Genomic DNA, 8,360 nt, shown 5'->3' with positions numbered 1-8,360 from the left:
GGCATTACCATGGCCACTGCCATGGCCTCGGTACTCACCGGTCGTAAGGTGCGGCACGATGTGGCCATGACCGGGGAAATCACCCTGCGGGGGCGGGTGCTGCCGGTGGGCGGCATTAAAGAAAAAGTGATGGCAGCTCACAGAGCCGGCAGCAAAGTGATTATACTGCCCAGGGATAATAAAAAGGACCTGGAAGACATTCCGGTCAACATCAAAAAGCAGCTGGAATTTAAACTGGTCGAGCACCTGGATCAAGTGCTGGAAATTGCTCTGCTGGAAGAGGAAGCGGTGGAGACCTTTGTGGTAGAACCTGAAGCAGCAGCGGCCATTGATAACCCGCACTTTACCCCGGTGGTTCACCAGCAAGGAGGAACCCAGTTACCGTCGTGAAAATTGTATCCGCTGAGTTTTTAACCAGTGCAGTCAACCCCGGGGGTTATCCCCCGGGGAATTTACCCGAAGTGGCCTTCGTGGGCCGCTCCAATGTAGGCAAGTCGTCTCTGATCAACCGGCTGGTCAACCGCAAGGGATTGGCCCGGACCAGCAAAACCCCCGGCAGGACACAATTGATCAACTTTTTCACGATCAATGACAAATTCCTGCTGGTGGACCTGCCTGGCTACGGCTTTGCCAAGGTGCCCGAGGAAGTGCGGGCCAAGTGGGGAAAAATGATTGAGGGGTACTTGAAGAACAGGGAGACACTTAAAGGCGTGTTCCTGCTTTTGGACTGCCGTCATACCCCCACTTCCCAGGATAAACAGATGTACCAGTGGTTGCTGCATTACGGGGTACCGACAGTGGTGGCAGCCACCAAAATTGACAAACTGTCCAACAACCAGTGGGCCAAGCAGCAGGGAGTTATCAAGAAAACCCTTCCCTTATCCCCGGAGCACCGGCTGATCCCATTTTCCTCCGAAACCGGGCGGGGCAGGGATGAACTGCTGGGAGTTATAAAAAATTGGATACATAACACGGACAGTTAAAGGTCAGTAGAAAAAGAGTAACCGCTGGTCAAACGCCAGCGGTTTTCTTCGACATTTTTTACGAGGGTCTGACCCCCTATTTGGAACGTTTGGCGGGTAAGATGCTTTTTTTCTCCCAGTTCACGGAAGCTCGCACCAGTTCTAAAATATCACCGGCGTATTTTAGTACAGGGAAATTTGTGTTATAGAATAACTGTTTAATAATAGGAAAAGTGGCGGTTGCCACCAACCGGTCATAATCTTTATTTTCCATTGTATTGATAATTTCCCGCAAACGAACAGACCTTCTCATTTCCTGGTCCAACTTATCGGCCAGTTTTGTAAAGCACCGGTTTCCCTTAATGGCCCGGGCCGCCAGGACACCGCTGCGTAGGGAGGATACCGTGCCAAAGCCTAAAAAAGACTCCATAAAACCACCAGCAGCCCCAACCAAAAGAATGTTTCCTACATGGTGCGGGTAAGCGGTACCTGAAATGTGCTCCAGCAAAAAGTTTTCTTCGATGTGATAATCAAGTTTCTCCTGCTTTAAAAAAGTAACCCAGCGCCTCTCCGTTTCCTCAGGTTTGGCATTGGCGTGGATCAACACCAGGCTGGCCCGGGTGGGGCTAAAGGCGGTTAAATAAGCATAGGCCCCCAGGCATAATCGGTATTCACCCACATAATCAGTTCTTCCGGGTCAAACTTACCCTGAACAACAGCCCCCCGAACCATGGTGCTAAAGATATCTTTCCAAATACCGAGGGTTGCGGCAACCTGCCGATTGCCGGTGGCCACCACCACATAGTCATATTCCCTGGCCAGCTCAGAGTAATTGCCCCGGCAGTTATAATTGACCCGGCTTTTAAGACTGTTTGCAAGTTGAGTTTCCAGAGAGCGCGGACCCTGTCCCCGTTCCAGAAAATAACCAAAATTGCCGGACTTGACCACTCTTTTGACATGGGGGGAATTCATGGTCAGTTTCTTCCAGGTGGCAATGGGATGGATTTCCAAGTGATATTGCTTTTTTAACCACTGCAACTGATCATGCACCGGACGGTTCATCAATTGCAGGATGCCCGCCACATGGGGAAACAGCTCTCCGGGACGGGAGCGCTCTTCAAAGATATCGGGGTATATATTAAACCGTTCCAGTTCATGGGCACAGGCCAACCCAGACACACCGGCGCCGATAATTGCAACCCGCAAGGTAGCACCTCCTGCAGAGACAGGTTCCATTTTAGTGTGCCCGGTAATTTTCTGGTTATTACTTATGAACTTTTATTGGGAACTTTTTATGCAGGTCATATCCCAGCAAGGAGACTATTTAAAATCCAGGGTCTTAACTTTTTCCCACCAGGTTTTTTCCTTTTGCTTTTCCGGAGGGATGTATTCCACCGAACGGACAGCTTTCCTGGCAAACTTGGCATAAACCCCGTCTTTATATTCCACCGGGTTGGTCAGTTCGCCGGCCCTTTTTACGTAACTCTGCAGATTTTCATAATCCTCTTCCCCGATGACCGAGTTTTTGTCCCAGAGGCCCAACTTTTTATAGCGCTCGATGATTTTAGTGAGCGTCTGCCGGTCCAGGTCGGGGAAGTACGGGGCAATCACTCTGGCTGCTTCCGCCGGGCTATGATAATCCAGCCAGAGCATTCCCTTGCACAGGCCGTTGACCAGCTTCTGGCATTCCCTGCTGTACTCCTTTAGGTAAGATTCCGGTGCCAAAAAAGCCAAAGAAGGCACGGGACCCACGGCTGACCCCAGAAAGACGGCGGTTTTACCAACCCCGCTTTGCTCGGTCATTGTGGCCATCGGTTCGGACATCTGAACAAAATGACCTACACCGGCCTGAAAAGCGCCCTCCTTTAAATTTGGCGGCAGGTTTTGTATGATAATCACTTGATGCTGCAGGGCCAACTTGTTTTGTTTTAGAGCTTCCTCTAAAACAATGTTGGATTGGGTGTCCGGCGCATCACCAATGATGCTTCTCTTTTTCACCTGCTCCCAGGAGAATGCCTGGGTATCCTCACGCCCCAACAAAAAGGAGCCTTCTTTGCGGGCTAAACCCGCAAAAGCCACCAGGTCTGCCCCGGTCCCCAGGGGACGGGTGAATAACGCCTGGCTGAGGTTACCCAACAATACATCCCCCTCGCCCGTCAGCATTACCTCTTCCTGTACCGCTTCCTTAGACACAAAGGACTCCACCTGTAGTTTTTGCTCCTGGTAAAAACCCTGGGCCAGGGCAATATAATGGGGCAGTGCCAGTAAGGAACGTTCTGTTTCCACCACCCTCATTGTGTCCGGTTTTTCCGGTTCCTTACTGTACAAGAAATAGGTCTTGACCCCGTGTGTTCCCAAGCCCGCTGCCATAACTGCCAGCAGTATGAGCAAAAGCCATTTCCACCTTTTTCTCAAAAAAATCAACTCCCTTCAACCAAACCAATCCACTACTATGTTTATTTAGGTCGTAAAAATTAATAACCATAATTTGGTTTAGGGAGCATAATTTTGGGAATACGGCATACATATGTAAGAGAATTTTTTCAAGGAGGTTCGGCAAGCATGGGCAAACTAACCTTTGTGCAGTGGCAAAAACATGATGTAAAAGGGGACAGGCCTTTCAAAAAGGGGGCCGTGGGAGCTGGTCTGGTACGGGCCTTAAGCGTGACCCTGGCAGTATTTTTAATGATGGGGTTCGTGGTCACCGTCACCAACCTTCCGGTGTATAATTTTTCTCAGGCCATCCTGCTTACCATCCTGGTTTCGGCGGTCGTCGGAGGAGTGGGAGCCGGCGCTGCGGCAGGCATCCGGGGCTGGCAGCACGGGGGCATGACCGGTTTGGTTTACGGCATGCTGTTTGTGGTGGTGGCGGGGGCCTTGCTGGGGCTGCCGGTTGTTGACCCTGTATTAATGACCCTGGCCATGGCCGTGCTGGGGACGGTGGGCGGCATTGTCGGGGTTAACCTGGCCGCGGTGAGAAAACGTACTGTTAGCAGAAGATATCTGGGATCCTGCAAGTAGGTTTTGTTGACACAGGCTGTAAAAATAATTAAACTATTGGGTAGGCAAAGTCGATGAAGGGGAGTTCCGGGATTCATTGGTCTCAGAGAGGAAGGCCCTTGGCTGCAAGGTCTTCTGTCCAAAGCCCCAGGATGTCGCCCCGGAGAAGCCAGGCTGAACCACCAGTAGGCCTGGACGGGCAGGCCCGTTACAGCCCAACGAGTTGCTGCCCAATGGATGCTTATTTTTGTTATGGGTGGAAACAAGGTGGTACCGCGGAAAACAGCTTCCGTCCTTGATTTGGACGGGAGCTTTTTATGGCCATTGGCCGGTAGCCATTAGCCATTGGCTACAAGCCTTATAATCAGCTTTTATTAATAAAAACAAACAAAAGAATACCTAAAACAAAAATTAAGAGAAAAACCAATGAGTAAAAACAAAGAGTAAAAACAAAAATAGCCAACAGCCAAAGGCCAATTAAGGAGAAGTGATTCAACGTGACCGAAAACAACATTCCAACCGTGTATAATCCCAGGGAGGTGGAAGGCAAGTGGTACCGTCATTGGGAAAGCAGCAAATACTTCCACGCGGAGGTGGAGAAGGATAAGACGCCCTTCTGCATCGTGATGCCGCCGCCGAACGTCACCGGCCAGCTGCACATGGGCCATGCCCTGGACAACACCCTGCAGGACATCCTGACCCGCTGGCGCCGCATGCAGGGCTACAACGCCCTGTGGGTCCCCGGCACCGACCACGCGGGGATCGCCACCCAGGCCAAAGTAGAAGAACAGCTGGCCAAGGAAGGCCTATCGAAATACGACTTGGGCCGGGAGAAATTCCTGGAGCGGGTTTGGCAGTGGAAGGAGCAGTACGGCAGCCGTATTACCACCCAGCTCCGTCACCTGGGCGCCTCCTGCGACTGGGACCGGGAGCGCTTTACCATGGATGAAGGCTGCTCCAAGGCAGTGCTGGAAGTGTTCGTCCGGCTCTACGACCAGGGCTTGATTTACCGGGATTACTATATTACCAACTGGTGCCCCCACTGCCAGACCACCATTTCCGACATCGAAGTGGAGCACCTGGACAAGCCCGGCCAGCTTTATTACATCAAGTACCCCGCCAAGGACAACCCCGAAGAGTTTATCATGATCGCCACCACCCGCCCGGAAACCATGCTGGGGGACGTGGCGGTGGCCGTTAACCCCGAGGATGACCGTTACCTGCACCTGGTGGGCAAAACCCTGGTGCTGCCCATTGTGGGACGGGAGCTGCCGGTCATTGCCGATGCCTACTGTGACCCCACCTTTGGCACCGGCGCCGTGAAGATGACCCCGGCCCATGACCCCAACGACTTTGAAATCGGCCGCCGGCACAGCTTGCCCGAGGTGGTGGTCATTGACAAGTACGGCAAAATGAATGAAAATGCCGGTAAATACCAGGGCTTGGACCGCTGGGAATGCCGCAAGCAAATCGTCCGCGACCTGGAAGCCATGGGCGCCCTGGTGAAAGTGGAAGACATGAGCCACGCCGTGGGCCACTGCTACCGCTGCAGCACCGCCATCGAACCCATGCTGTCCAAACAGTGGTTTGTCAGGATGAAGCCCCTGGCCGAGCCAGCCATTGAGGCCGCCAAAGACGGGCGCATTACCTTTATTCCCGAGCGTTTCACCAAGATTTACTTAAACTGGATGGAAAACATCCGTGACTGGTGCATTTCCCGCCAGCTCTGGTGGGGTCACCGCATACCCGTTTACTACTGCCGGGACTGCGACGAAACAGTGGCCTCCGTTACACCGGTAAGCGGCTGCGGCAAGTGCGGCGGTGCAATGGAGCAGGACCCGATGTGCTGGACACCTGGTTCTCCTCGGCCCTGTGGCCCTTTTCCACCCTGGGCTGGCCTGACAAGACCCCCGAGCTGGAACATTTTTACCCCACCTCGGTGCTGGTTACCGGCCGCGACATTATTTTCTTCTGGGTGGCCCGCATGATTTTCTCCGGGCTGCGGTTTATGAACCAGGAACCCTTTAAGGAAGTCTTTATCCACGGCCTGGTGCTGGACTCCCTGGGACGCAAGATGAGCAAGTCCCTGGGCAACGGGGTGGACCCCCTGGATGTTATCGAAAGCCACGGGGCGGACTCCCTGCGATTTATGCTGATTACCGGCAACACCCCCGGCAACGATTTACGCTTCCATTTTGAACGGCTGGACGGCGCCCGCAACTTTGCCAACAAGTTATGGAACGCTTCCCGCTTCGTCATGATGAATCTGGGGGACTATAACCCCGCCGCCCAGGGCGGCCCCTATAGCCTGGCGGACCGCTGGATTTTAAGCCGCCTGCAGGGGGCTGTTTCCCAGGTAACAGATTACCTGGAACGTTACGAACTGGGCGAAGCGGCCCGTGTGCTGTATGAATTCATTTGGAGCGAATTCTGCGACTGGTACATCGAACTGGCCAAACCCCGCCTGTTCGGCAAAACCACACCGGAGGACAGGGTGACAGCCCAGCAGGTGCTGGTGCAGGTATTAAGGAAGACCCTGGAACTGCTGCATCCCTTCATGCCCTTCATCACAGAGGAAATCTGGCAGAAGCTGCCCCACCGGGGAGCATCCATCATGCTGGCCAGCTGGCCCACCGCAGAGGAAAGCCTGAAGGATGAGGTCGCCGAGTCGGAAGTGGCGGTACTGATTGAAGTGATCACCGCCATCCGCCGTATCCGGGGTGAGATGAACGTTCCCCCCGGCAAGAAGGCAGAGACCATTCTGGTGTCCGGTGATGCAGGGTTCCGCGGCATTCTGGAAAGAAACACCGCCTATGTCCAGGGACTGGCCAACACCGAAGTCAAAGTGCTGGCCGAACTGCAGCAGAAACCCGACCAATCCGCCAGCGCCGTTACCCGTGGGGTGGAGATCTTCGTGCCGCTGAAGGGGCTTATTGATCTGGACAAGGAAATTGCCCGCTTAAACAAAGAACTGAAAGCCGTCCAGACCGACCTGGCCCGGGTCCAGGGCAAGCTGAACAACCAGGGCTTCCTGGCCAAAGCCCCGGCGGACGTCATTGAAAAGGAAAAGACCAAGGAAGAGGAGCTGTCCATGAAGGCCAATGCTCTGAAGGATCGGTTGGCGATGTTGAGCTAGTGGGTATTTCTTAGCCTGAAAGGTATTTCTATGGGGTCCAGTTGTTAGACTGACGGGTAATGCCTAGGGGTCTTGTATGAGGCATACAGGACCCAAAAGAATACATGTAAGTCTAAATTAGGGAGTGTGATTCGTATGGCACTTCAATTTGAGGAAATCCTGTCCCCCCTGCCCAAGGGTGGACTGGAAGGCGAGATCAAGGTGCGGATTCGGGTACAGGTGCACGAGGATCCGGATGACGGCGGTTTCTATGCAGTAACCCCGGACGTGCCGGGCTGCGCTTCCCGGGGAGTAACGATGGAAGAGGCAGTGGAGAATTTTAAGGAAGCCATTAAGTTTTTCTTGATCGAGAATGACGGGCATTAGGTTCTTGTTTCGGATATGAGGTTGTACTTGCTCCATATCTAGGTGTTACCTAAAGGGCAGCCCGTCTAACTTCTCACATCTCACTTCTCAAAGCCCGCTCCGCTTTTGGAAAAGCCGGTCTGCCCCGTGGGTAGGCCGTGCCAGGATACAACCTTCATTTTAAGCCGACCATATCGAACCAAGAAAGGACTCATCTCCGTGACCTACGAGCAAGCGATTAAATATCTCAAAAGCCTAACCAAGTTCGGCATCAATCTGGGCCTGAGCCGCATCCAAGAGCTGCTGCAAAGGCTGGGCAATCCCCACCACAGACTGAACATCATCCACATCGGCGGCACCAACGGCAAAGGCTCCACCACCGCCATGATTGCCAGTATCCTCAGAGCGGCAGGCTATAAAACCGGCATGTTCACCTCCCCGCACCTGCACAGCTACACCGAGCGGTTCCTTATCAACGGTGAGCCTATTGCCGAGGCAAGGTTGGCTCAACTCATCAATGATATCCGGCCGCACCTGGACAACATGGTGACGGAGGGCTTCGAGCACCCCACCGAATTTGAAGTAAGCACCGCCCTGGCCCTGTTGTACTTTGCCCTGGAAGAAACGGACTACGTGGCTCTGGAAGTGGGGTTAGGGGGGACCATTGACTCAACCAACGTGGTGACCCCGCTGGTTTCAGTCATCACCAATGTATCCCTGGATCACATGGACTACCTGGGCAGCAGTGTTGGGGAAATTGCCCGGGTAAAGGCCGGTATCATCAAAAAAGGCGTACCGGTGGTGACCGCGGCTGAAGGGATAGCCCTTGAAGTGATTCAGCAGGCGGCAGAGGCCAATTACAGCAGGCTGATCCGGATGGGCAAAGACGTGACATGGTCTCCCCTGCGGCAGGAGAG

At 53.6% G+C, this 8,360-nt stretch carries 8 protein-coding genes, 1 pseudogene and 1 other annotated feature; of the genes and pseudogenes, 6 read left to right on the top strand and 3 right to left on the bottom strand.

The window, feature by feature from the left end; genetic code table 11:
• Both P378_RS16945 and yihA read left to right on the top strand, forming a co-directional pair.
• Positions 1 to 390: S16 family serine protease (locus P378_RS16945; protein WP_338013952.1), on the top strand; the 390-nt coding region annotated here is incomplete at its 5' end.
• The gene (gene yihA / locus P378_RS16940; protein ID WP_099084046.1) at positions 387 to 983 is read left to right on the top strand and encodes a ribosome biogenesis GTP-binding protein YihA/YsxC; all 597 of its coding nucleotides are present in this window, start codon (positions 387 to 389) and stop codon (positions 981 to 983) included. The genes P378_RS16945 and yihA, both read left to right, overlap by 4 nt.
• A gap of 76 nt (positions 984 to 1,059) precedes the next feature.
• On the opposite strand, the gene P378_RS22405 is transcribed toward yihA, so the two are convergent.
• The 3 genes from P378_RS22405 to P378_RS16930 all read right to left on the bottom strand — a co-directional run bounded on the left by P378_RS22405 (position 1,060) and on the right by P378_RS16930 (position 3,377).
• Entirely contained in the window at positions 1,060 to 1,641 is a 582-nt protein-coding gene (locus P378_RS22405) for a hypothetical protein (protein WP_238473376.1), read from the bottom strand.
• Entirely contained in the window at positions 1,599 to 2,168 is a 570-nt protein-coding gene (locus P378_RS22400) for an NAD(P)-binding protein (protein WP_238473375.1), read from the bottom strand. The genes P378_RS22405 and P378_RS22400 overlap by 43 nt, the downstream gene beginning before the upstream one ends.
• 114 nt (positions 2,169 to 2,282) lie before the next feature.
• Positions 2,283 to 3,377 (bottom strand): ABC transporter substrate-binding protein, encoded by a 1,095-nt coding sequence (locus tag P378_RS16930; RefSeq protein ID WP_099083949.1) that lies wholly within the window; start codon positions 3,375 to 3,377, stop codon positions 2,283 to 2,285.
• Between the two features lie 147 nt (positions 3,378 to 3,524).
• Between P378_RS16930 and P378_RS16925 the strand changes: the two genes are divergently transcribed.
• The 4 genes and pseudogenes from P378_RS16925 to P378_RS16910 form a co-directional block, all read left to right on the top strand.
• Positions 3,525 to 3,983: a TIGR04086 family membrane protein gene (locus P378_RS16925; protein ID WP_099084045.1), complete on the top strand. Its 459-nt coding sequence runs from the start codon at positions 3,525 to 3,527 to the stop codon at positions 3,981 to 3,983.
• A gap of 44 nt (positions 3,984 to 4,027) precedes the next feature.
• Positions 4,028 to 4,262, top strand: a binding site (T-box leader).
• 197 nt (positions 4,263 to 4,459) lie between these two features.
• Positions 4,460 to 7,098, top strand: a pseudogene (locus P378_RS16920) (valine--tRNA ligase).
• Between the two features lie 135 nt (positions 7,099 to 7,233).
• A complete protein-coding gene (locus tag P378_RS16915) occupies positions 7,234 to 7,464 on the top strand; it encodes a type II toxin-antitoxin system HicB family antitoxin (RefSeq protein ID WP_099082023.1) in 231 nt (76 codons plus the stop codon).
• Positions 7,465 to 7,662: 198 nt separating this feature from the next.
• The coding region (locus tag P378_RS16910; RefSeq protein WP_274378760.1) for a bifunctional folylpolyglutamate synthase/dihydrofolate synthase at positions 7,663 to 8,360 on the top strand (698 nt) is incomplete at its 3' end.

It is taken from the genome of Desulforamulus profundi (assembly GCF_002607855.1).
Note: the sequence above shows the minus strand (reverse complement) of the source record. Positions and strands in the feature narration are given on the sequence as shown.

Excerpts from the sequence above, each read along its gene's own strand:
- P378_RS16925 (WP_099084045.1), top strand. The coding sequence starts at position 3,525 with ATGGGCAAACTAACCTTTGTGCAGTGGCAAAAACATGATGTAAAAGGG.
- P378_RS16915 (WP_099082023.1), top strand. The coding sequence starts at position 7,234 with ATGGCACTTCAATTTGAGGAAATCCTGTCCCCCCTGCCCAAGGGTGGA.